Below are 21,940 nucleotides of genomic sequence, written 5' to 3'. Positions count from 1 at the left end.
TCTGTCGGGCGGGCGGCGGTGAGGGCGAGCCGACGCGGCCCGGGGGCCGCGCGGGGGTCAGCCGGTCGCGACGTCCCCGCCGTGCTCGCGACGCGCGCGCAGCACCTGCGCGGCGCGTTCGCGCGCCCGCTGGAGGTCCTCGGTGATCTCCTCGGGGTGCAGGTACCCGTCGCCCTCGGACGCGGTCGCGCGCAGGAAGTCCGCGAGCGAGAGGTCGACCGGGTCGGCGGCCGCGGCGCGCGCGGCCTCGCGCTGCACCTCGTCGGGGTGACGACGGGCGCGCAGCCCGCGCCGGAACGCCTGCCAGCCGCTCTCGCCGTCGCGTTCGTGCTCGGTCGTGACGCTCACCACCACCAGCACGGCGGCGGCGACGGCGAGCGAGACGAGGACGACCATCACGACGAGCACGTGACAAGTCTCCGTCGCGCATCCGCGACACGCGCGGCACCGCGCGCGACCCCGCCGGAACCCGCGCCAAACCTTCACATGCGCCGCGATCTGGGCGTCCGACCAGGTCACGAGCCGGTCATGGGATGAAACGTGCGCGGCGCGCCGGCGTCAGGCCGACTCGCCCTCCCCCATGCGCTGGCTCACGACCGTGGTCACGCCGTCGCCCCGCATCGTGACGCCGTACAGCGCGTCCGCGATCTCCATCGTCCGCTTCTGGTGCGTCACGACGATGAGCTGCGAGTCGTCCTGGAGCTCCCGGAAGATCTCGAGCAGCCGCCCGAGGTTCGCGTCGTCGAGCGCCGCCTCGACCTCGTCCATGACGTAGAACGGGCTGGGGCGCGCCTTGAAGATCGCGACCAGCAGCGCGACCGCCGTCAGCGAGCGCTCGCCGCCCGACAGCAGCGACAGCCGCTTGACCTTCTTGCCGGCGGGGCGCGCCTCGACCTCGATGCCCGTCGTCAGCATGTCGTCCGGGTCCGTGAGGACGAGCCGACCCTCGCCGCCCGGGAACAGCCGCGGGAAGACCTCGTCGAACGCCGCCGCCGTGTCCCGGTACGCGTCCGCGAACACCTGCTCGACGCGCTCGTCGATCTCCTTGACGATCTCGAGCAGGTCCGCGCGCGACTTCTTGAGGTCCGCGAGCTGCTCGACCAGGAACCGGTGCCGCTCCTCGAGCGCGGCGAACTCCTCGAGCGCGAGCGGGTTCACGCGGCCCAGCTGCGCGAGCGCACGCTCCGCGGCGCGCAGCCGCTTCTCCTGCTCGGTGCGCACGTACGGCACCGCCGTCGCCGCCTCCGGGTCGGGCTCGACGCCCGGCGGGAGCACGACCGGCACGTCACGGTGCGGCCCGAACTCGTCGAGCAGCACGTCAGGGTCCAGGCCCAGCTCCTCGACGGCGCGGGTCTCGAGCTGCTCGACGCGCAGGCGCTGCTCGGCGCGGGCGACCTCGTCGCGGTGCGCGACGTCCGTGAGCTCGGCGAGGTCGCGCGCGAGCGCGTCGACCCGGGAGCGGACCTCGCCCAGCGCACGGTCGCGCTCGGCGCGCGCGGCCTCCGCCGCGTCCCGCTCGTGCGCGGCGCGCTGCAGCGCACGGTCGAGCAGCTCACCGGTCCGGACCGCGCCCGCGTGCACGGCGCGCGCGACGGCCACCTGGCGCGCACGCTCGCGCTCGCGCCGGGCCGCCCGCTCGCGCGCCGCGCGCTCGGCCGCCGCCGCGCGCTCGAGCGACTGCGCCCGACCGGCGAGCGCCCGCGCGCGTTCCTCGCTCGTGCGCAGCGTCAGCCGCGCCTCGGTCTCGCGCGACCGCGCCGCCGTCGCCGCGGCCGCGTCGGCGTCGCGCCGCGCCGTCGCCTCGGCGATGGCCGCCTCGGCGTCCTCGGGCGCCTCCTGCACGGCCGCGAGCCGCGCCGTGAGCTCCGCGAGCGTCGCGTGGTCCTCGGCGAGGGTCGTGCCGGCCGCCTCGAGGGAGCGCTCGACGCGCTCGGCCTCGGCCCGTGCGGCCCGGGCCGCCGAGCCCAGGTGCCCCAGCTGCTCGGCGACGGCCGCGAGCGCCGCGTCGGACTCGTTGAGGCGGTCGAGCGTGTCGTCGACGGCCCGCTGCGCGGCGGACCGCGCGTCGCGCGCGGCCGTGAGCTCGAAGCGCAGCCGCTCGGCGTCGGCCGTCGCGCGCGCCCCGACCTCGCGCGCGGTCTCGAGCGCGGCCTGCAGGTGCAGCGCGCTGGGCGCCGACGCCGACCCGCCCGAGGCGCGGTGCCGCGACAGCACGTCACCGGTCCGCGTCGCCACGACGACGTCCGGGTGCGCCGCGAGGACCGCGCGCGCCGCGGCCAGGTCGTCGACCACCACGACGTCGGCGAGCAGCGCGTGCACGGCGTCCCGCACGGCCGCGGGCGCCTGCACGAGGTCGACGGCTCGGTCCGCTCCGGGCGGCAGCTCACGCGCCGCGGCCGCGGCCGGACCGGCGACCAGGAGCGCGGCGCGGCCCGCGTCCTCCGTGCGCAGGTGCCGGATCGCGTCGACGGCCGCGTCGACCGACTCGACGGCGACCGCGTCGGCGAGCGCGCCGAGGGCGGCGACGACCGCCTCCTCGTCGCGCGCGTCGACGCTCAGCAGGGCCGCGACCGAGCCGACGACGCCGGGCAGGCCCTCGGCGGCGAGCAGGGCGCCCGCACCGTCCTTGCGGGACAACGAGAGCTCGAGGGTCTCGACGCGCGAGGCCTGCTGGTCGCGCTCGCGCTCGGCCGCCCGCAGCGCCTCCTCGAGCGCGGTGACCCGCTCGACGGCGGCGTCGAGCGCCTCGACCGCGGCCTCGTGCTCGGCGTCGAGGCCCTCCTCGCCCTCCTCGACGCCCGCCACCTGCGTCTCGAGGGCCGCGAACTGCGTCGTCGCGTCCTGCGCGCGCTGCTCGGCCGCCGCGAGCGAGGACCGCAGGCGCCCGATCTCCGCCTCGGTGGCCTCGACGCGGCTGCGCCGTGCCGCGACCTGCCCCGCGAGCCGCGCGACGCCCTCGCGGCGGTCCGCCGCGGCGCGCTGCAGGTCGGCCAGCGCCTTCTCGCCCGCGGCCGCGGCACGCTCCGCCTCCTGGCGCGCGGCGGCCGCGGCCTCGACCGCGGCACGGGCCGCGTCGACCTCGCGCGCGAGCTCGGCCTCGGCCGTGCGCACGCGCTCGGCCTGCGCCTCGAGGTCGGCGGGGTCCTGGCCGCCGCCGCGCTCGGCGGTCGGCGTCCCCAGCAGGCGGGCCCGGTCGGCGGCGAGCGAGGCCGTGCCGCGCACGCGCTCGCGCAGCGCCGACAGCCGGTACCAGAGCTCGCTCGCCTCGCTGACCGCGGGAGCGGCCTCGGCGGCCTCACGCTCGAGCGCGGCGAGCCGTGTGCGCGCGTCGGCGAGCTGCACCTCGACCTGCTCGCGGCGCTCGCGCACGGCCGACTCGTCGGCGATCTCCTGCTCGAGGCGTGCGCGCAGCTGCGCGAGGTCGTCCGCGAGCAGCCGCGCCCGCGCGTCGCGCAGGTCGGTCTGCACCACGGCGGCCTTGCGCGCGACCTCCGCCTGCCGGCCGAGCGGCCCGAGCTGGCGTCGGATCTCGGCCGTGAGGTCGCCCAGGCGCGTGAGGTTGCCCTGCATCGCGTCGAGCTTGCGGAGCGCCTTCTCCTTGCGCTTGCGGTGCTTGAGGACGCCCGCGGCCTCCTCGACGAAGCCGCGGCGCTCCTCGGGCGTCGCGCGCAGCACGGCGTCGAGCTGGCCCTGCCCGACGATCACGTGCATCTCGCGGCCGAGGCCCGAGTCCGACAGCAGGTCCTGGATGTCGAGGAGCCGGCAGCCGCGCCCGTTGATCGCGTACTCCGAGCCGCCGTTGCGGAACAGCGTGCGCGAGATCGTGACCTCGGAGTACTCGATCGGGAGCGCGCCGTCGGCGTTGTCGATCGTGAGGGCGACCTCGGCGCGGCCGAGCGGCGGGCGGCCCGCCGTGCCGGCGAAGATGACGTCCTCCATCTTGCCGCCGCGCAGCGACTTGGCGCCCTGCTCCCCCATGACCCACGCGAGCGCGTCGACCACGTTCGACTTGCCGGAGCCGTTGGGCCCGACGACGCACGTGATGCCCGGCTCGAAGCTCAAGGTCGTCGCCGAGGCGAACGACTTGAACCCGCGCAGGGTCAGGGTCTTGAGGTGCACGGACGCAGCCTAGGCAACGCGCGGCACCGCGCGGCGCACGCGCGCCCCCGGGCGTGGCCCGGGCGCGTGCGTGCGGACCGCCGTCAGAGCCCCGGGAACCAGAGCGCGATCTCGCGCGCCGCGGACTCCTCGCCGTCCGAGCCGTGCACGACGTTCTCGATGAGCTTGGTGCCCCAGTCGCGCGCGAGGTCGCCGCGGATCGTGCCGGGCGTCGCGACCGTCGGGTCGGTGGCGCCGGCGAGCGAGCGGAAGCCCTCGATCACGCGGTGCCCCTCGACCACGGCCGCGAGCACGGGGCCCGAGCGCATGAAGTCCACGAGGGCTCCGACGAACGGCTTGCCGGCGTGCTCGGCGTAGTGCTCGAGCAGCAGGGCCTCGTCGGCGTGCCGCAGCTCGACGGCGACGAGCGTGTAGCCCTTCGCCTCGATGCGACGCAGCACCTCGCCGACGTGCCCGCGTCGCACGCCGTCGGGCTTGACCAGGACGAGCGTGCGCTGCGGTGCGGGTGCGTCAGTCATGGGCGTCACCCTAACGGCGACCGGGCGCCGCCCGGGGGCCGCGTCCGTCAGGCGGGGGTGCCGCCGGGCGGGTGGGCGGCGTCCCACTCGGCGCGTTCGCGGTCGATACGGCCGCCGAGGCGCAGCGCGACGAGCCACATGACCGCGAACACGCCGCCGACGACGAACATCATCGGCACCAGCACGCCGAAGCCGAGGACGGCGACCTGCGCGAGCGTGCCCGCGAGGTAGCCGCCGGGGCGTCCCACGTAGCCGGAGACGACGACCAGCGCGGCGCAGGTCACGCCGCCCAGGGTCCAGACCGTCGCCGGCGGGGCCACGCGCAGGCCGTACGCCACGAGGGTCGCGAAGAACACGAGGAACGCCTCGAGCAGGAGGGTCGCCTGCGTGAACTGCTGCTTCGCCGGTCGCTTGGGGCGCGGCGGAGCGGGCGGCTGCGTGCTCATCGCACCAGGCTAACGGCCGCGCGGGCGGGTCCCGCCCGGGTCAGACCTCGCCGAAGCCCGCCTCCACCTCGGACACGAGGCGCGCGACGGCGTCGGACGCCTGCGGCCCCTGCGCGGTGATCGTCAGGACGTCGCCCTGCACCGCGCCGAGCTTCATGAGGTCGAGCACGCTCGCGGCGTTCACGCCGTCGACCTGCACGGCCGCGTCGTAGGGCGCGAGCATCCGCACGACGAGCGCGGCGGGCCGCGCGTGCAGGCCGAGCGGGTTGCGCAGCACGGCGGTCGCACGGACCTCGCCGTCCGGCGCCGTGCCGGACGCGACCGGGGCCGCGGGCTCGGACGCGCCGGCGGCCGCCCCGAAGGACGCCGCGGCGTCCTGGGCCGACGCGAGCACGGCGGCGAGGTCGGCGCGGCCGTGCGCCGTCACCGCGGCGGCGACCGCACCCTCGACGAACGGCGCGTCGGCGATCCGCACGCGCGCCGCGAGGTCGTCGTCGGCCAGCTCGAGCACCGACTCCGACGTGAGCACCGCGGAGCCGAGGTCGGTGAGCACGACGGCGGCGCGTCCGTCGGCGGTCGCCTCGCGCAGCGCCGCGTCGACGCGGTCGAAGCTCGTGCCGAGCCCGCCGTCGTCGGTGCCGCCCGCGGGGACCACGAGCACGCGGGGCGCCATCTGCCCCGCGACCTGCGCAGCGCCCTGCGCGAGCTCGCGCGAGTGCGACACGAGCACCAGCGCCACGGGCGCCCACTCGTTGGTCACGCGTCCTGCCTCTCCGCACGACGCCCTCGTCGTGCCGTGGTGCGCCGCACCGGTCGGTGCGGACGGGGGGTGACGCTCAGTCGGCGTCGGCCGCGGCGGACGCCGCGGCCTCGAGGATGAGCTGGGTCGAGCGGGCGCCGGGGTCGAGGTGACCGACGGACCGGGGTCCGAGGTAGCTCGCGCGCCCCTTGGTGGCGACGAGCGGCACGGTGGCCTGCGCGCCGTCGCGCGCGCCGAGCGCGGCGGCCGCGAGCACGGCGGACGGCGGTGCGCCGTGGTCGGCGGCCTCGACGGCCGCGGCGACCGCGGGGGTCAGCGCGTCGACCATGGTCTTCTCGCCGGGTGCCGCCTTGCCGCGCGCGACGACGCCCTCGAGCGCCGCCTCGAGCATCGCGACGACGCCGTCGGCGCCGAGCGCGTCGGTCGCGCCCGCCTTCGAGGCCCGCAGGAACGCCGTGCCGTACAGCGGTCCCGCCGCACCCCCGACGGTCGACATCAGGGTCGTCGCGACGAGCCGCAGGACGTCGCCCACGGTCGCGGGCGGCGCGTCGAGCGCGTCGAGCTTGGCCACGACGGCGCGGAAGCCGCGCTGCATGTTCTCGCCGTGGTCGCCGTCGCCGATCTGACGGTCGAGCTCGACGAGCTCGTCGCGGTGCTCGGCGACCGCCGCCGCGCTGCGGCGCACCCAGTCGACGGCCCACGCCGCGTCCAACGTCATCCCCCGGCCTCCCGCTCTCCCCGGCCCCGTCTCACCAGCGCAGCGCGGTGGTGTGCACGGGCGCGTCCCACAGGGCGGTCAGCTCGTCGTCCAGACGGAGCACCGTGACCGACGCGCCCTGCATCTCCAGCGATGTCACGTAGTTGCCGACGAGCGAGCGGGTCACCTCGACCCCACGCCCGGAGAGCAACGCGCGAGCCCGACGATAGACGACGTAGAGCTCGGACGCCGGTGTGCCGCCCATGCCGTTGACGAGCAGCAGCACGCGGTCGCCGGACGTGAGCGCGAGGTCGTCGGCGACGGGGATCAGCAGCTTCTCGGTGAGCGCGTCGGCGCTCTCGAGGCCGACGCGCGCGCGGCCCGGCTCGCCGTGGATCCCGATGCCGATCTCGATCTCGTCGTCGGCGAGGTCGAACGAGGGCTTGCCGACGTGGGGCACGGTGCACGCCGTGAGCGCGAGGCCCATGGTGCGGACGTTGTCGACGACGCGCTGCGCGAGCGCCGCGACCGCGTCGAGGTCGTCGCCGCGCTCGGCCGCGGCGCCCGCGATCTTCTCGACCGCGACGGTGCCCGCGACGCCGCGACGGCCGGCCGTGTACAGCGAGTCCTCGACCGCGACGTCGTCGTTGACGACGACCTGGCGGACGGTGACGCCGTCGGCGTCGGCGAGCTCGGCGGCGGTCTCGAAGTTGAGGACGTCGCCCGTGTAGTTCTTGACGATCGTCAGGACGCCGGCGCCGCCGTCGGCGGCCGCGATCGCGGGGGCGATCTGGTCGGGCGTGGGCGACGTGAACACCGCGCCGGGCACGGCGGCGTCGAGCATGCCGACGCCGACGAAGCCGGCGTGCAGCGGCTCGTGGCCGCTGCCGCCGCCGCTGACGAGCCCGACCTTGCCGGGCACGGCACCGCCCGCGCGCGCGACGAACAGCGGGTCGGTGTGCACGGTCACGACGTCGGCGTGCGCGAGGCCGAACCCCTCGACGGACTCGGCGACGACGTCCTGCGGGTCGTTGATGAGCTTCTTCACTGCCCTGCCTCCCTCGCTCGGCGGCACGTGACGTGCCCGGACGCCGTCGTCCGCGGCTCCCACCTCACCCCGCGGCCCGGGCGGCGTCAACCGTGGGTGGACGGCGGGGGCGTGCACGTCCGTGCAGGCGTGCCGCGCTCGACGGGGCCGCCGCGGCCCGCAGCCCGGCGCAGGGACCTTCGTCACTGCCGCGCGGCGCGTCCGACAATCTATTGTTCACCCCTCGCAATTTGTCGGCGTCGACATTTCGTGGCGTCACCCACAATGCCGGCGAACGCACCGGGTGACGTCGCGATGAATTGTCGCCGAAGTAATGACAATTCCGGCATCCCGCTGCTACTGTGCGATACACGGTGTATCGATGCAGGTCAGGGGGCCTCATGACGATGGACACGCTCATCGCCGTCACGGCGGCGGCGGCACGGAGCGCCGGGGCCGACGATCTCGACGAGTTCGACAACCTCGTGCAGTGCGCGGTGCCGCAGTTCTGCGAGATCCCGGCGGACCGCTGGCCGGAACGCACCGACGCCGCCGAGCGCTCCCGCCGCGCCGGTGCGCACGTCATGGCGCCGCTCGCCGACCCGTACGCGTTCGACGCACGGCGCCACGGCGTACCGGCCGCGCGGGCGCGGCGCATGGACCCGCAGCAGCGCCTGGTCCTCGGCCTCGCCGCCGAGCTGTTCGCGCGTGCCCGCACCGACGTGCGGCGGCCCGGTGCACGGGTCGCGACGGTCGTCGGCGTCAGCTCGACCGACTACCGCGCGGTGAGCACGGCCCCACTGCTCGCGACCATGACGGTCGACGGCGCGCTCGGCACGGGCGACGCCGCGCAGCGCGCAGCCGTGCACGCCGCCGGGGCGCGCGCCGTGCAGCCCATGACCGGGCACACCATGCCCGGCGTCCTCGCCAACATGGTGCCCGCCGCGGTGCAGCACTCGTTCGACCTGCGCGGCCCGGCGTTCGCGGTGGACTCGGCGTGCGCGTCGGGGCTCACCGCGCTCGACGTCGGCCGAGCGCTGCTCCTCACGGGCGCGGTCGACGCGTGCGTCGTCGGCGGCGTGTACACCGCGCTCACGCCCGAGGCCCACGCCGGGTTCTCGGCGATCGGCGCGCTGTCCCCGTCCGGGGCCTGCCGCCCCTACACGCGCGCCGCCGACGGGTTCGTGCTCGGCGAGGGCGGCGCGCTGCTGCTGCTGCGGCGCCTCGCGGACGCCGAGCGCGACGGCGACGACGTGCTCGCGGTCGTCGAGGCCTGCGGCAGCAGCAACGACGGCCGCGCCCCCGGGGTCATGACCCCCACGGTCGAGGGGCAGGTCGCGGCCGTGCGGGCCGCGCGCGGCGACCGGCCGGCCGGTCGCGTGGACGCGGTGGAGGGGCACGGCACGGCGACGGTCGTCGGCGACCGCACCGAGCTCGAGACGCTGCGTGAGGTCCTGCCCGACGCGCCCGCGGGCAGCGTGCCGCTCGGCTCGGTCAAGGCCGTCGTCGGCCACACCATGGCCGCGTCGGCGGCGCTCGCGCTCGTCAAGGTCGTGCTCGCGCTGCGGCGCGGGCGCTGGGCGCCGCAGCCCGAGGACGACGCCGGGTGGCACCCGCTGCTCGACGGTTCCCCGTTCGTCGTGCCGACGCCGGCCGACGAGGCCGCCCCCGTCCGCCGGGCCGCGGTCAACGCGTTCGGCTTCGGCGGCACCGACGCGCACGCCGTGCTCGCGCACCCCGAGGTGGTGGTCCGCCGTGGCTGACGTCGTCCCGGTCCTGCTGTCCGCGCCCGACGCCGCCGCGCTGCGGCAGCGCGCCGCACGCCTGCACGACGCCGTGGCCCGGCCCGACGCGCCGACGTCGTTCGGCGTCGGCGACGTCGCGGCGCGCTGCGCGCTCGTCCCGCCCGGGCCGCACCGCGCGGTCGTGCTCGCCGCCGACCTGCCGACGCTGCTCGCGGGGCTGCGCGCGGTGCGCGACGACACCGTGTCGCCGGACGCGTCCCCCACGACGCACGCCGTCGCGGTCCGCCGCGTCACCGGCCCCGGCCGCGCGCTGCTGCTCTACCCCGGGCAGGGCAGCCAGCGCACGGGCGAGCACGCGGCCCTCGCACGGCTGCTGCCGACCTACGCGGCCCACGTGCGCCGCCTCGAGGACCGGCTCGCGGAGCGGCTCGACGGCCCGCCGCTGCGTCCGCACCTGTCCGACGCGTGGGCGTCCGGCGTCACCGACCCGGGCGTCGACGACACCGCCGTCGCGCAGCCGCTGCTCACCGTGACCGCGCTCGCGACGACCGCCGCGCTCGCCGAGATCGGCGTGCTCCCCGCGGTGACGCTCGGGCACTCCGTCGGTGAGCTCGGCGCGCTGCACGCCGCGGGTCTGCTCGACGAGGACACCGTGCTCGACGTGGTCGCGGCGCGCGTCGCGTGCATGCGCACCGGCGCACCGGACACCGGGATGCTCGCGGTGCGCGCCGGGCTCGACGCGCTCGCACCGCTCGTCGCGCAGTCGCCCGGCGTGCACGTCGCGTGCGACAACGGTCCGCGGCAGGTCGTGCTCGGCGGGCCGCTGACGGCGCTGTGCGCGCTCGCCGCGCGGCTCGAGGCGGCCGGCACGGCGTCGACGCCGCTGGCGACCGCGGGCGCGTTCCACACGCCGCACTACGCGCACGCCGACCGCGCGATGCGCTCCCGGCTCGCGGCCCTGCGCCGCCCCGCGGCGCGCGTCACCGGGGCGACGTGCGTGTCGTCCGTGACGGGCGCGGCGGTCGAGGACGTCGAGCAGGCCTTCGCGGGCCTCGGCCGCCAGATCGCCGGGACCGTGCGCTTCCGCGAGGCCGTGCGCACCGCGGTCGCGCTCCCGCACGACGTGGTCGTGCAGGTCAGCGGCGGCGGCTCGCTGCTGCGGACGTTCCACGAGATCGACCCCGACCGGGCGGCGCGCGCCGTCGGGCTCGGGGGCCCCGACGGCTCGACGTCGACGGCGCTCGCCGCGCTCGCCGAGCTCGTCCTCACCGTGCCGGACCTCCGGGCGCACGTCGTGCTCGGACGCCTCGGGACGGCCAGCAGGTGCCCACGGACCGACGAAGGACGGGAGACCGTCGTGCTGCACGGAACACCCACCACCCCCACCACGGACGACCCGGCGCCCCTCGCGCCGGCCGCCGACCACCCGCTGGCCGCGGACCGGCTGCCCGGCCCGGCCCCGGTACCGGGCTCGCCGCTCGGCGTGCCGGGCGGCACGGAGCTGCTCGCGCTGTTCGGCGCCCAGGTCGCCGTGCTCGCCCAGGCGCTCGCGCGACCGCAGGGCGGCGCACCCGCCGACGTCGTGCTGCCCGCAGCACCCGTCGCCGCGGCGCTCGCACCCCCGACGCCGGCCCCGGCGGCGCTGGTCCCCGGGCCGCGCCCCGCACCCGAGCCCGTCACGCCAGCGATCTCGCCGGCGGCGGTGACCGCCGAGGTCCGCGCGTGCGTCGCCGAGATCGGCGGCTACGCGCCGGACGACGTGCGCGGCGACGCCCGGCTCGGCACCGACCTCGGGCTCGACTCGCTCATGATGACGACGGTCGCCGCACGGCTCACGCGCGACCACCCCGCCTGGCGACCGACCGCGGAGGACATGCGGACGCTCCTGACCGTCGACGACGTCGCGCGCGCCGTGGTCGACGCAGAGCGCGGCGCGGCGCCCGCGGACCCGGCGGGGCCAACGGCACCGGCGGCCACGGCACCGGCGGCGTCGCCGCGCACCACCGCGTCCGGGGACGACGCCGCGCCGACCCCCCGGGGCGGCACGGTCACCGCGGCGGCCGCACCTCCCGTGGCCGCCGCACCTCCCGTGGCGGCCGCACCTCCCGTTCCGGACCGCGGCCGTCTCACCGAGCTGCCCGAGGTGCGCGCGACCACGGCCCGGCTCGCCGACGCCGCCACGGGTGGCGGCCTGCCGTACTACCTGCCGCACGACGGCCGGATCTCCGCGACGACGAGCGTCGGCGGCCGCGAGCTGGTCTCGTTCAGCTCGTACAACTACCTCGGGCTCACCGGCCACCCCCGCGTCGTCGCGGCGGCGCAGGAGGCCGTCGAGCGGTACGGCACGTCCGTCTCCGCGGCGCGCATCCTGTCCGGCCACCGCCCGCTGCACGACGACCTGGAGCACGCGATCGCCGGGCTGCTCGGCACGCAGGACGCGGTCGTGCTGGTCGGTGGCCACGCGACCAACGCCGGTGTCGTGCCGCACCTGTACGGCCCCGACGACCTGGTCGTGCACGACGCGCTCGTGCACGACTCCGTGCAGCAGGGCATCGCGGCGTCGGGGGCCGCGCGGCACGCCGTGCCGCACGGCCGCGCCGACCTCGTCGAGGAGGCCCTGCGCGCACGGCGGCACCGGTTCCGCCGCGTGCTCGTGGTCACCGAGGGCGTCTTCAGCATGGACGGCGACCTGCCCGACCTGCCGGCGCTCGTCGCGTCCGCGCGGCGCCACGGCGCGCACCTCATGGTCGACGAGGCGCACAGCGTCGGCGTGCTCGGCGCCCACGGCGGCGGCGTGTGCGAGGAGCTGGGCGTCGACCCGGCGGACGTCGACATCCTCATGGGCACGCTGTCCAAGAGCCTGTCGTCGTGCGGCGGGTACCTCGCGGGGCACCGCGACCTCGTGCAGCACCTGCGGTACACGCTGTCGGCGCTCGTGTTCAGCGCCGGCCTCACGCCCGCGAACACGGCCGCGTCGCTCGCGGCGATCCAGGTGATGCGCGACGAGCCCGAGCGGCTCGCGCGGCTGCGCGCCAACGCGCAGCACTTCCTCGCGGGCGCCCGCGCCCGCGGGCTCGACGTGGGCCCCGCGGTCGGCGTGCCGGTCGTCCCGGTCGTCGTCGGCGACTCCGCCGCCGCCGTCGAGGTCGCGCGGCGGCTCGCCGAGGAGGGCGTGAGCGCCAACCCGATCGTGTTCCCCGCGGTGCCCGACGCGCAGGCACGCGTGCGCTTCTTCCTCACGAGCGAGCACACGGTCGAGCAGCTCGACCACGCGCTCGACGCCACCGCCCGGAGCCTGGCCGCCGCCGGGGTCCGCACGTCCGAGCGGGTGCCGGCGTGAGCGCCGCGGTGGTGCACGCTCCCGGCGCCGACGTGCAGCTGCTGTCCCTCACGGCGACGGCCGACTGGCGGGCCCACCCCGACGTGCGCGCGGCCGTCGCCGCGGCCGCGCTGGCCGCCGGCGCCGAGCCCGGACCGGCGCTCGACGAGGTCGTGGCAGCCGTCCTCTCCCCCGCGCGCTACGTGCACGCCGTCGCCGGCGCGTGCGTCGGGGTGTCGGCGTCGCACGAGGCCGGCCGGACCTACGTCGCCGTCGCGCCCGCCGCGGTCGTGGTCGACGCGTGCGCGATGGACCGGTGGGCGCAGGTCACGACGGCCGGGTCGCGCGCGTTCACCGCCGCCGAGCGGGCCGCGGTGCGGACGCCGTGGGACGCGGTGCGCGCATGGACCGCGCTCGAGTGCGCCGTCAAGGCGGGCGGTGCGGACCTGCTGCGACCGGACGACCGCGCGCCGCTGCTCGTGCCCGGTGCGCACGGCGTGCCCGTCGTACCGGGCGAGGGCGTGGGGCTGCACCTCGTGCACCACGCGGGGCGCCTGCGCGCGGTGTGCGTGCGCGTCGCGGTCGCCGTCGGCGTGCGCGTGCCCGCCCCGCGGCCCGCGCCCGACCGTGCGGCGCTCGCGCTCGCGGCGGTGCCGGCATGAGCGCCGCGCCGACGGCCGTCCTGGGCGCGTCGGGTCAGGTCGGGCGGCTCGTGCTCGACGCGCTCGTCGCGGCCGGGCACGAGGCCGTCGCGGTCGGTCGCACCGCCCCGCGCGACGCGCCCGCCGGCGTCACGGTGCGCGTCGTCCCGTCCTACGACAGCGGTGCGCTGACCGACGCGCTCACGGGGTGCGGCGCGGTCGTCGCGACCCTCGGCCTGCCGTACCGGTCGACGGTCTGGGCCGCGCAGTGGGCGCCGCTCGTGGCGGCCGTGACCGCCGCGTGCCGCGGCACCGGGCTGCCGCTGACGTTCCTCGACAACGTGTACGTCTACGGCGACGCGCGCGAGCCGCTGCGCGAGACGACGCAGCTGCGCCCGTGCAGCCGCAAGGGAGAGGCGCGGCTCGCAGGGTGGCACGTGCTCGAGGCGCACGCCGACGCGGGCCACGACGTGGTCGTCTGCCGCGCCGCGGACTTCCTCGGCCCGGGCGCGTCGCTCGGGATCGTGCCGTGGCCGGCGGTCGTCGCGGCGGCCGGCGCCGGTCGCCCGGCGCTGCCGTGGCTCGGGGACCCCGACGCGTCCCACTCGTTCGCGCTCACGACCGAGGTCGCGGCCGCGCTCGTGCAGGTCGCGCACGACCCGAGCATGCGGGCCGACACCGTGCTGCACCTGCCGGCCGTCGAGCCGACGACGGGCCGCACCCTCGCCGACGCGCTCGGCCGCGTGCGCACCGACGGCCGCACCGTGCGCCTGCGTGCGCTGCGCTCCCCGGTCGTGCGCGCCGCGGCCCTCGTCAACGGTGCGGCGCGCGAGCAGGCCGAGATGATGTACCAGGTCGAGCACGAGCAGCTCGTGGACGACTCGGTGGTGCGCGCGCTGGGCTGGTCGGCCCCGCGCACGACCGTCGCCGACGTCGCCGCCCTCGCGCACGCGCGCGCGCAGCGGGACGCCCGCGTCGGCGGATGACGCCGGCGCGGCGGCCGGGCCGGCGTCAGCGGGTGACGGCCCGCAGCACGCCCGCGAACGTCTCGGTCGCTGCCCGCACGGCCGTCGCCGTCGCCGCGGCGTCGGGCTCGTCGACCGTGAACGCGCGCTCGTACAGCCCGACGCCGACCGCGACCACGTCCCGCGTCGGCAGGTCCAGGCGCGAGCCGGTCCGCACGAGCACGTCGTCGAGGAGCGTCACGAGACCCGCGAGCAGGTCCTCCTGCGCGTCGAGCAGCACGCGACGGGCCGCCGCGTCGTGCACGGCGGCGCCGCGCAGCTCGGTCACGACGCCGAACCACCGCGCCTCGGCGCCGACGCTCCCCGCGAGGCCCGCCAGCGCGGCCGGCACGGCGTCCGCCGCCGGCACCTCGCCGCGCGTGCGCTCGACCTCGCCGAGCACCGCGTGGCGCAGGCGCGCGACCTGGTGCGCGTTCGCGCTGCGGTACAGCGCGCCGACCAGCTCCTCCTTCGAGCGGAAGCTCGAGTAGAACGCGCCGCGCGTGTACCCGGCCCGCGCGGTCACGGCGCCGATCGTCGTGCGCAGGTAGCCGGTCTCGAGGAACTGCCCGTACGCGGCGTCCAGCAGCGCGCGCCGCGTCGCCGCGCGCCCGCGCGCGTCACCGGGCACGGTCGGTGCCGCGGCGGGCGGCGCGGCGTCAGGCACGGCCGAGCAGCACCCGCGCCTCGGCCACCAGCAGGATCGAGCCGGTCACGAGCACACCCGCGCCGCGCTCCTCCTCGCCCTCGGCGCGCTGCACGGCGACGTCGATCGCGTCGGGCAGCCGCGCGGCGACGTGCACGCGGTCCTCGCCGAACACGTCGATCGCGACCTCCGCGAGGTCGTCGGCGTTCAGCGCGCGGGCGCCCGACGCCTGCGTGACGACGACCTCGGCGAGCAGCGGCTCGAGCGCCGCGAGGATGCCCTCGGGGTCCTTGTCCGCCATGACGCCCACGACGCCGACGAGCCGCGTGAACGCGAACGCCTCCTCGACCGCGTCCGCGAGCGCCTCGGCCCCGGCGGGGTTGTGCGCACCGTCGACCAGGACGGTCGGGCTCGAACGCACGACCTCGAGCCGCCCGGGCGACGACACGTCCGCGAACGCGGCCTCGACGACCGACCCGTCGAGCGCCGCACCGCCCGTGAGCAGCGCCTCGGTCGCGACGAGCGCGAGCAGCGCGTTGTGCGCCTGGTGCTCGCCGTACAGCGGCAGGAACACCTCGGTGTACACGCCGCCGAGCCCGCGCAGCGCGACGACCTGCCCGCCGACCGCCACCTGACGCTCGACGACCGCGACGTCGACGTCCTCGCGCACGACCCGCGCACCGCGCTCCGCCGCGACGGCGAGGACCACGCCCTCGACGTCGTCGGTCTGGTGCGCGAGCACGAGCGTCGCACCGTCCTTGACGATGCCGGACTTCTCGGCGGCGATCTCGACGAGCGTCTCGCCGAGGTACCGCTCGTGGTCCATCGCGACCGGCGTGATGACGGCGACCTCGGCGTCGACGAGGTTCGTGGCGTCCCACCGGCCGCCCATGCCGACCTCGACGACCGCGACGTCCACGGGCGCGTCGGCGAACGCCGCGTACGCCATGACCGTGAACACCTCGAAGAACGACAGCCGGTGACCGCCGTTCTCGGCCGCGCGCGCGTCGACCATGTGCACGTACGGCGCGACGTCCTGCCAGACCTCGACGAAGCGCTCGTCGCTGATCGGCTCGCCGTCGATGCTGATGCGCTCGTTGACGCGCGTCAGGTGCGGGCTCGTGAAGCGTCCGGTGCGCAGGCCGTGCTCGCGCAGCAGCCGCTCGACCATGCGCGCGGTCGACGTCTTGCCGTTCGTGCCCGTGAGGTGCACGGTGCGGAACGCGCGCTGCGGGTCGCCCAGCAGCTCGAGCACGTCCCGCACGCGGTCGAGCGACGGGTCGATGTCGTGCTCGGGCGCGCGCGCGAGGATCGCGCGGTACACCTCGTCCGCCGCGGCGCGCGCCGCCCGGGCGGCCTCGTCCTTCAGGTGGTCGGCCCCGCCGCTCATGCGTCCGCCTTCGTCAGGTGCACGGCCACGTCGGCCGCGTCGATCGGCTCGAGCGTCAGCGACGCCGCGAGGGTCTCGGCGGCGACGAACGCGCGGTGCGCCTCGACGTCCGCCACGTGGTCGGCGGGCACGCCGAGCACGAGGTCGATGCGGTCGGCGACGTGCAGGCCGGCGGCCTTGCGCGCGTCCTGCACCGCCCGGACGACGTCGCGCGCGTAGCCCTCGGCCAGCAGCGCGGCGTCGAGCGCGAGGTCGAGCACCACGACGACGCCGCCGGGCAGCACGGCCGCCGCGACGTCACCCCCGCCGCCCTCGCCGACGACCGTCGTCAGCTCGTACTCGGCGGGCTCGAGCGCGACGTCGCCGTCGTCGGTCGTCACCACGACCGTCTCGCCGTCGACGCGCCAGGCGCCGGTGCGGGCCGCCTTGATGACGTGCTGCACGGACCGGCCCAGGCGCGGGCCGGCGGCGCGCGCGTTGACCGCGAGCCGCTGCACGATGCCGAAGCGCTCGGTCGTCTCGGCGTCGGCCGCGACGACGTCGACGTGCTTGACGTTGAGCTCGGCCGCGAGCAGGTCGGTGTACGGCGCGAGCGCGGCCGGGTCGGCGACGGCCACGGTGAGGCGACGCAGCGGCTGCCGCACGCGCACCTGGTGCGCCTTGCGCAGCCCGAGCGCGGCGGACACCACGGCCCGCACCTCGTCCATCGCCGCCACGAGCGCGTCGTCGTGCACGAGCGCCTCGTCGGCCGTCGGCCAGTCGGTGAGGTGCACGCTGCGCCCACCGGTCAGGCCGCGCCACACCTCCTCCGTGACGAGCGGCGCGAGCGGCGCCATGACGCGCGTGAGCTCCTCGAGCGCGGTCCACAGCGTGTCGAACGCGTCGGCGTCCTCCGACCAGAACCGGTCGCGCTGCGTGCGCACGTACCAGTTGGTCAGCACGTCGAGGTGCTCGCGCACCGACTCGCACGCGGCGGGGATGTCGTACGCGTCGAGCTGGGCCGTGAGCGTCGCGCCCAGGTCGGCCGTGCGCGCGAGCAGGTAGCGGTCCATGGGCGGCAGGCCCGCGGCGCGCTCGGCCGTGACGCGCCGCGCCGCGTACCCCCGCCCGCCGTCCGCGGCACCCGCGTACAGCGTGAAGAAGTAGTAGGTGCTCCACAGCGGCAGCAGCACCTGGCGCACGCCGTCGCGGATGCCCTCCTCGGTGACCACGAGGTTGCCGCCGCGCAGGATCGTCGACGACATGAGCGACCAGCGCACCGCGTCGGACCCGTACTTGTCCCACATGAGCACCGGGTCGGGGAAGTTGCGCAGCGACTTGCTGGCCTTGCGGCCGTCGTCGCCCAGCACGATCCCGTGGCACATGACGTTGCGGAACGCGGCACGGTCGAAGATCGCCGTGGCCAGCACGTGCAGCGTGTAGAACCAGCCGCGCGTCTGGCCGATGTACTCGACGATGAAGTCGCCCGGGTAGTGGTGCTCGAACCAGTCGCGGTTCTCGAACGGGTAGTGCACCTGCGCGAACGGCATGGACCCCGAGTCGAACCACACGTCGAGCACGTCGGGGATGCGACGCATGGTCGAGCGCCCGGTCGGGTCGTCCGGGTTGGGGCGCGTCAGGTCGTCGATGAACGGGCGGTGCAGGTCGGGCTCGCCGCGGTCGTTGCGCGGCAGGCGGCCGAAGTCGGCCTCGAGCTCGGCGAACGAGCCGTACACGTCGACCCGCGGGTACGCGGGGTCGTCGCTCACCCACACGGGGATGGGCGTGCCCCAGTAGCGGTTGCGGCTGATCGACCAGTCGCGCGCGTTGGCGAGCCACTTGCCGAACTGGCCGTCCTTGATGTGCCCGGGGATCCACTCGATGCCCTGGTTGAGCTCGACCATGCGGTCCTTGAACGCGGTGACGCGCACGAACCACGACGACACGGCCTTGTAGATCAGCGGGTTCCGGCACCGCCAGCAGTGCGGGTAGGAGTGCTCGTACGTCTCGTGCCGCAGCACCGCGGCCCGCTGCGCCGCGTCGACGCGCGCGAGCGGACCCGTGCCGGCCTTGAGGTCGGCGATGACCTGCTTGTTCGCCTCGAACACCTGCACGCCGGCGTAGTCGGCTACCTGCGCGGTGAAGCGGCCCTTGGAGTCGACGGGCACGACGGGCGTGATGCCCGCGGCGTCGCACGTGGCCATGTCGTCCTCGCCGAACGCGGGCGCGAGGTGCACGACGCCCGTGCCGTCCTCGGTCGTGACGAAGTCCGCCGCGAGCACCTGGTGCGCGTTCTCGTGGCCCGCGAAGTAGTCGAACGGCGGCGTGTAGCGGCGGCCGACGAGGTCGGCGCCGGTGATGATCTCGTCGACAGTGAGGTAGTCATCCGGGTCGAACTCTGGGCCGAACCCGTAGCCGCCCAGCTCCTTCGTGTAGCTCCCCAAGCGTTCCTTGGCGAGGATCACTGTCACGCCCGCGAAGGCGCTACTTGGAGCGGGCTGCACGACCGCGTACTCGATGTCGGGGCCGACCGCGACCGCGAGGTTCGACGGCAGCGTCCACGGCGTCGTCGTCCAGACCAGCACGAGCTCGCCGGTCTCGAGCCGGAACCCGACCGTGAGCGCGGGGTCCTGGCGCGAGGCGTAGACGTCGTCGTCCATACGCAGCTCGTGGTTGCTCAGCGGCGTCTCGTCGCGCCAGCAGTACGGCAGCACCCGGTAGCCCTCGTAGGCCAGGCCCTTGTCGTACAGCTGCTTGAACGCCCAGATGACCGACTCCATGAAGCTCGGGTCGAGCGTCTTGTAGTCGTGCTCGAAGTCCACCCAGCGCGCCTGGCGGGTGACGTAGTCCTGCCATTCCTGCGTGTACGTGAGCACCGACGTGCGGCACGCGTCGTTGAACGCGGCGATGCCCATCTCGTCGATCTGGGACTTGTCGGTGATGCCGAGCACGCGCTCGGCCTCGAGCTCGGCCGGCAGGCCGTGCGTGTCCCAGCCGAAGCGGCGCTCGACACGGCGCCCGCGCATGGTCTGGTAGCGCGGCACGACGTCCTTGGCGTACCCCGTGAGCAGGTGCCCGTAGTGCGGCAGGCCGTTGGCGAACGGCGGGCCGTCGTAGAAGACGTACTCGTTGTCGCCCTGCTCGCCGGCCGGGCGCTGGTCGATCGACGCGCGGAACGTGCCGTCGGCCTGCCAGTACGCCAGCACGTCGCCCTCGAGCGCGGGCAGGTCGGGGCTGGGCGGGACGCTGGCGGCGGTGCCGTCGGACGTGCGGTGCAGCGGGTACGCCACGGTCGGTGCTCCTGGTCTCGCGCACCTGGGCAGGTGCGGCACGGCCACGAGGACGACGACGCCCGGACCGGCCGGGCACCACCGCGGTACCACCTCGCTTGCCGAGGACGCGCCCCGACCACTCTGACGACGGCTGTGACGGGCCTGCCCCGTCCGGTTCTACTGAGGACCCGCCCGCCGGGCGGGTCCCGTTCTTCCGGAGGCTCACCGGTGATGGCCGGGTCGACGCCTGTGCGCCCCAGTGTATCGACGCCCGTCGCGGACGTCGTCACCGATTCGGTCCCCCCGCGCACGTGGGGCACGATCGGTCCCATGACCTCCCCCCGGCCCGTGGCCCTCCTCGACCTCGACGGCACCCTCATGGACTCGGCGTCCGGGATCGTGGCGTCGGTGCGCGCGGCGTACGAGCGCGTCGGGCTGCCCGTGCCGAGCGAGGCCGTCATGCGGTCGTTCGCGGGACCGCCGCTCGGCTGGTCGCTCGCGACGCACGGCGTCCCCGCCGAGCTGCTCGACGACGCGGCCGCCGCGTACGCCGACCACTTCGGTCGCGTCGGCGTGTGGGACACGCGCGTGTTCGACGGCATCCCGCAGGCGCTCACCGCGCTGCGCGAGGCCGGCGCGCTGCTGGTCGTCGCGACCGCGAAGCCGCAGCGGTGGGCCGCGCCGATCTGCGACGAGACCGGGCTGACGCCGCTGCTCGACCACCTCGTGGGGGCGCCGGACGACGAGTCGGAGTCCAAGGGCCAGATCATCGGCCGCGCGCTGGCGTGGGTGCGCGAGGCGACCGGTGACGCGGGGTTCCGCGCCGTCATGCTGGGCGACCGTGAGCACGACGTGCACGGCGCGGCCGAGCACGGGCTGCCGTGCCTCGGCGCGGGCTGGGGCTACGCCGACGGCGACGAGCTGCGCGAGGCCGGTGCCGTCGAGGTGCTGACGTCGACGTCGCAGGTGCCGGCAGCGGTCCTCGCCCGCCTGACGGACGGCGCCGCGTGACCGGACCCGCCGCCGCGCCCGCCGACGCGCCGCTCGCGCTGCTCGACCTGGACGGCACGCTCACCGACTCGTACCCCGGCATCGCGGCGAGCGCGCGCGTCGCGTTCGCGGCGCTGGGCCTGCCGGTGCCCGACGACCAGGCGCTGCGCCGGTTCGTCGGGCCGCCGCTGCCGTCGTCGTTCGCGCTGTTCGGCGTGCCGCCCGAGCGCGTGCCCGAGGCCGTCGAGGCGTACCGCGGGTACTTCCGCGAGCAGGGCATGTGGCAGAACAGCGTGTACGACGGCGTGCCCGAGCAGCTCGCGGCCCTGCGCGCCGCGGGCGTGCGGCTGGCCGTCGCGACCAGCAAGCCCGAGGTGTTCGCGCGCCCGATCTGCGAGCGCTACGGCCTGACCGAGCACCTCGCGGGAGGCGTCGACGGCGTGTTCGGCGCACCGCTGGACGACGTGCCGTCGACCAAGGCCGACGTCATCGCCGCGGCGCTCGCGGCGCTGACGCCGACCGGCCCGGTCGTCATGGTCGGCGACCGCTCGCACGACGCGGTCGGCGCCGCCGCGCACGGGCTGCCGTGCCTGGGCGTCGCGTGGGGCTACGCCGAGCCGGGCGAGCTCGAGGACGCGGGCGCGGTCGGCGTCGTGCCGCGCGTCGACGGGCTCGCGGAGGCCGTGCTCGACGCGCTCGCCGAGGTCAGCGCGTCGGCGTCACCGGCGGCAGGGCCGACCACGGGAACGTGATCCAGCGGTCCGTCTGGCGCCACGCGTAGTCGGGCACGACCACCGAGCGCGGCTTGTGGTAGAGCACCGCGGTGCGGACCTCGGAGCAGTCCTCGCTCAGCAGCCGCTTGACCAGCGCGAGCGTCTCCCCCGAGTCCGCGACGTCGTCGACGACGAGCGCGCGCAGGCCCTGCACGGCCTCGGTGTCGAGCAGCGGCGGCAGCACCGCCGGCTCGGGCAGCGTCGTGTCGACGCCCGTGTAGAACTCGACGTTCATGGTGCCGACGGCCTTGGTGCCCAGCGCGTAGGCCAGCGCACCGCCGGGCGGCAGGCCGCCGCGCGCGACGGACACGACGACGTCGGGCACGAACCCCGAGTCCGCCACGGCCTGCGCGAGCTCGCGCACGGCGTCCCCGAACCGCTCCCAGCCCAGCACCTCGCGGTCGGCGGGCATCTCCTGGCCGGGTGCGGCCTCGGTCGTCGTCATGGCTCCATGGTGGCGCATCGCACGCCGTGCACCGACCACGGCGTCGCACGAGGTCGGTGCCCCCACCGGTGCGGCCGCTCGCGAGTTGCGCCCGTGACGTGCACCGATACGTTCGAAGCGCACGAGAACGACAGGGACGGCTCGTCCGTCCCCGCGATCGAGCCGCGAT

17 protein-coding genes are annotated in these 21,940 nt (G+C 76.4%); 6 read left to right on the top strand and 11 right to left on the bottom strand.

Annotated elements, in window-relative coordinates:
* Positions 1-57 precede the first annotated feature (57 nt).
* The 7 genes from GY42_RS02295 to dhaK all read right to left on the bottom strand — a co-directional run bounded on the left by GY42_RS02295 (position 58) and on the right by dhaK (position 7,588).
* Complete coding sequence (locus GY42_RS02295; RefSeq protein WP_226235952.1) at positions 58-408, bottom strand: hypothetical protein; 351 nt, start codon at positions 406-408, stop codon at positions 58-60.
* Between the two features lie 150 nt (positions 409-558).
* Entirely contained in the window at positions 559-4,119 is a 3,561-nt protein-coding gene (gene smc, locus GY42_RS02290) for a chromosome segregation protein SMC (RefSeq protein ID WP_046528084.1), read from the bottom strand.
* Positions 4,120-4,202: 83 nt separating this feature from the next.
* Positions 4,203-4,637, bottom strand: a complete 435-nt coding sequence (gene ndk / locus GY42_RS02285) for a nucleoside-diphosphate kinase (protein WP_046528083.1) — start codon at positions 4,635-4,637, stop codon at positions 4,203-4,205.
* A 47-nt stretch (positions 4,638-4,684) separates the two neighbouring features.
* Positions 4,685-5,083, bottom strand: a complete 399-nt coding sequence (locus GY42_RS02280; RefSeq protein WP_046528082.1) for a DUF4233 domain-containing protein — start codon at positions 5,081-5,083, stop codon at positions 4,685-4,687.
* Positions 5,084-5,123: 40 nt separating this feature from the next.
* Positions 5,124-5,843, bottom strand: coding sequence for a dihydroxyacetone kinase phosphoryl donor subunit DhaM (gene dhaM / locus GY42_RS02275; protein WP_046528081.1), 720 nt, complete (start codon positions 5,841-5,843; stop codon positions 5,124-5,126).
* Between the two features lie 76 nt (positions 5,844-5,919).
* A complete protein-coding gene (dhaL, locus tag GY42_RS02270; RefSeq protein ID WP_046528080.1) occupies positions 5,920-6,561 on the bottom strand; it encodes a dihydroxyacetone kinase subunit DhaL in 642 nt (213 codons plus the stop codon).
* A 31-nt stretch (positions 6,562-6,592) separates the two neighbouring features.
* A complete protein-coding gene (gene dhaK, locus GY42_RS02265; RefSeq protein ID WP_046528079.1) occupies positions 6,593-7,588 on the bottom strand; it encodes a dihydroxyacetone kinase subunit DhaK in 996 nt (331 codons plus the stop codon).
* 380 nt (positions 7,589-7,968) lie between these two features.
* Between dhaK and GY42_RS18030 the strand changes: the two genes are divergently transcribed.
* From GY42_RS18030 to GY42_RS18025, 4 genes are read left to right on the top strand one after another with little or no spacing between them, the layout of a single operon-like run.
* Positions 7,969-9,330, top strand: coding sequence for a beta-ketoacyl [acyl carrier protein] synthase domain-containing protein (locus GY42_RS18030; RefSeq protein ID WP_052748177.1), 1,362 nt, complete (start codon positions 7,969-7,971; stop codon positions 9,328-9,330).
* Positions 9,323-12,652, top strand: a complete 3,330-nt coding sequence (locus GY42_RS02255) for an aminotransferase class I/II-fold pyridoxal phosphate-dependent enzyme (RefSeq protein ID WP_046528078.1) — start codon at positions 9,323-9,325, stop codon at positions 12,650-12,652. Before GY42_RS18030 ends, GY42_RS02255 begins: the two co-directional genes overlap by 8 nt.
* A complete protein-coding gene (locus tag GY42_RS02250; RefSeq protein WP_046528077.1) occupies positions 12,649-13,293 on the top strand; it encodes a hypothetical protein in 645 nt (214 codons plus the stop codon). The genes GY42_RS02255 and GY42_RS02250 overlap by 4 nt, the downstream gene beginning before the upstream one ends.
* On the top strand, positions 13,290-14,258 hold the full coding sequence (locus tag GY42_RS18025) for an NAD-dependent epimerase/dehydratase family protein (RefSeq protein WP_052748176.1): 969 nt from the start codon (positions 13,290-13,292) through the stop codon (positions 14,256-14,258). The genes GY42_RS02250 and GY42_RS18025 overlap by 4 nt, the downstream gene beginning before the upstream one ends.
* 25 nt (positions 14,259-14,283) lie before the next feature.
* On the opposite strand, the gene GY42_RS19570 is transcribed toward GY42_RS18025, so the two are convergent.
* From GY42_RS19570 to ileS, 3 genes are read right to left on the bottom strand one after another with little or no spacing between them, the layout of a single operon-like run.
* A complete protein-coding gene (locus GY42_RS19570) occupies positions 14,284-14,943 on the bottom strand; it encodes a TetR/AcrR family transcriptional regulator (protein ID WP_052748175.1) in 660 nt (219 codons plus the stop codon).
* Positions 14,936-16,312: a bifunctional folylpolyglutamate synthase/dihydrofolate synthase gene (locus GY42_RS02235; RefSeq protein WP_046528076.1), complete on the bottom strand. Its 1,377-nt coding sequence runs from the start codon at positions 16,310-16,312 to the stop codon at positions 14,936-14,938. Before GY42_RS02235 ends, GY42_RS19570 begins: the two co-directional genes overlap by 8 nt.
* Positions 16,309-19,581 (bottom strand): isoleucine--tRNA ligase, encoded by a 3,273-nt coding sequence (gene ileS / locus GY42_RS02230; RefSeq protein WP_046528075.1) that lies wholly within the window; start codon positions 19,579-19,581, stop codon positions 16,309-16,311. Before ileS ends, GY42_RS02235 begins: the two co-directional genes overlap by 4 nt.
* A gap of 312 nt (positions 19,582-19,893) precedes the next feature.
* On the opposite strand from ileS, the gene GY42_RS02225 reads away from it, so the two are divergent.
* Together GY42_RS02225 and GY42_RS02220 are read left to right on the top strand one after the other, a co-directional pair.
* Complete coding sequence (locus GY42_RS02225; RefSeq protein WP_046528074.1) at positions 19,894-20,574, top strand: HAD family hydrolase; 681 nt, start codon at positions 19,894-19,896, stop codon at positions 20,572-20,574.
* Positions 20,571-21,305: an HAD hydrolase-like protein gene (locus tag GY42_RS02220; RefSeq protein ID WP_046528073.1), complete on the top strand. Its 735-nt coding sequence runs from the start codon at positions 20,571-20,573 to the stop codon at positions 21,303-21,305. Before GY42_RS02225 ends, GY42_RS02220 begins: the two co-directional genes overlap by 4 nt.
* On the opposite strand, the gene GY42_RS02215 is transcribed toward GY42_RS02220, so the two are convergent.
* The gene (locus GY42_RS02215) at positions 21,259-21,771 is read right to left on the bottom strand and encodes a phosphoribosyltransferase (protein ID WP_046528072.1); all 513 of its coding nucleotides are present in this window, start codon (positions 21,769-21,771) and stop codon (positions 21,259-21,261) included. The genes GY42_RS02220 and GY42_RS02215 overlap by 47 nt on opposite strands.
* Between the last annotated feature and the right edge of the window lie 169 nt (positions 21,772-21,940).

Origin of the sequence: Cellulomonas sp. FA1 (genome assembly GCF_000986825.1) — a bacterium.
Classification (GTDB): Bacteria; Actinomycetota; Actinomycetes; order Actinomycetales; family Cellulomonadaceae; genus Cellulomonas; species Cellulomonas iranensis.
The sequence above is the reverse complement of the archived record's forward strand: the minus strand, read 5'-3'. Positions and strand labels throughout refer to the sequence as shown.

What these genes read in the sequence shown, in the direction of transcription:
- ndk (WP_046528083.1), bottom strand. Translation starts at nt 4,637, where the DNA reads ATGACTGACGCACCCGCACCGCAGCGCACGCTCGTCCTGGTCAAGCCC.
- GY42_RS02280 (WP_046528082.1), bottom strand. Translation starts at nt 5,083, where the DNA reads ATGAGCACGCAGCCGCCCGCTCCGCCGCGCCCCAAGCGACCGGCGAAG.
- dhaL (WP_046528080.1), bottom strand. Translation starts at nt 6,561, where the DNA reads ATGACGTTGGACGCGGCGTGGGCCGTCGACTGGGTGCGCCGCAGCGCG.
- GY42_RS18030 (WP_052748177.1), top strand. Translation starts at nt 7,969, where the DNA reads ATGACGATGGACACGCTCATCGCCGTCACGGCGGCGGCGGCACGGAGC.
- GY42_RS18025 (WP_052748176.1), top strand. Translation starts at nt 13,290, where the DNA reads ATGAGCGCCGCGCCGACGGCCGTCCTGGGCGCGTCGGGTCAGGTCGGG.
- GY42_RS02235 (WP_046528076.1), bottom strand. Translation starts at nt 16,312, where the DNA reads ATGAGCGGCGGGGCCGACCACCTGAAGGACGAGGCCGCCCGGGCGGCG.
- GY42_RS02225 (WP_046528074.1), top strand. Translation starts at nt 19,894, where the DNA reads ATGACCTCCCCCCGGCCCGTGGCCCTCCTCGACCTCGACGGCACCCTC.
- GY42_RS02215 (WP_046528072.1), bottom strand. Translation starts at nt 21,771, where the DNA reads ATGACGACGACCGAGGCCGCACCCGGCCAGGAGATGCCCGCCGACCGC.